Origin of the sequence: Protofrankia sp. Cj5 (assembly GCF_917627405.1) — a bacterium.
Taxonomy (GTDB): Bacteria; Actinomycetota; Actinomycetes; order Frankiales; family Frankiaceae; genus Protofrankia.
The window spans coordinates 5,384-6,457 of the sequence record NZ_CAKJTO010000180.1 but is presented as its reverse complement, the minus strand read 5'-3'; the positions used below and the strand labels follow the sequence as shown (position 1 = coordinate 6,457).

The following is a 1,074-nucleotide window of genomic DNA, read 5'->3' as shown; positions in this document are numbered from 1 at the left end:
GGTCTGACACGAAAATAACGTGCACCCGGTCATGGGCAAGCCGCTGCGATGGGCTCGAAGCGGAGAGTGAGGCCGAGACGGTTGGCCTCCTTGATCATGCGTCGCATGGTTCGTTCGGGAGTGCGTGCGGAGAGGTGGCCAGCACCGAGCTCGCGGTAGGGAACCGTGTCATGCAGGATGTGCCAGATCGCGATGGCCAGTTTGTGCATGACTGCGACCAAGGCCCGTTTGCCACCTCTGCGGGTGGCGATGCGGCGGTAGAACACAGCCAGGTACGAGGTCTTGTCTTTGATGGCCGACATCGCTGCAACTCCGAGGAGCCGCTTGAGGTGGCTGTTGCCCGCTCGGGTCCGTCCGGACTTGTTCACCCCCGCTGATTCGTTCTGTCCCGGGCAGACACCGATCCAGGAAGCGAGGTGGCCGGCGGTCGCGAACGGGGCCATGTCGCCGCCGGTCTCAGCGATGATGATCTCGGCAGCGAGGCGGCCGATTCCCGGGATGGTGTCGAGGTTGTCCAGGTCCTGCTGGTGATCGGTTAGCATGGCGGTGACCCGCGCGTCGAACGCGGCAGCGATGCCGCGGAGACGATCGATCTCGTCCAGGTAGTGGCGAACCATGAAGGCGTGGTGGTCGGTGAACTCGCCGTCCAGCGCCTCGACCAAGGCGGGAATCTTCTGACGCGCCTTGCCGCACGCGAGGTCGGCCAGACGGTTGGGGTCCCGTTCCCCGCCGAGCACAGCGGTGAGGATCGCGCGGCCGGTGACCCCGGTGACATCGCTGATCACCGAAGTGAGCTTCATGCCGGTGTCTTCCAGTTCCTTCTCCAGCCGCTGGGCTTCGCGCCCTACCGCGCGGACGATCTCGGTCCGGCGGCGGGTCAGCTCCCGTAGTTCCCGGATCTCGCGGGCCGGCACGAAGGAGGCCATGACCAGGCCGGAGGCGCCGGCCCGGGCGAGGAACGCCGCGTCGCTCGGGCCGGTCTTGCGGCCGCGAATGCCTTTGAGGTGGGCGGGATTGACCAGCATCAGGTTCAGATGCGGCTGCAGGGTGTAGTAGACCGAGCGCCAGTAGTCC

1 protein-coding gene is annotated in these 1,074 nt (G+C 66.3%); it reads right to left on the bottom strand.

Annotated features, from left to right (window positions below; translation table 11 throughout):
* Positions 1–29 precede the first annotated feature (29 nt).
* Positions 30–1,074, bottom strand: a 1,045-nt coding sequence (locus tag MJ777_RS22015) for an IS110 family transposase (protein ID WP_239377666.1), incomplete at its 5' end; no start/stop codon positions are given.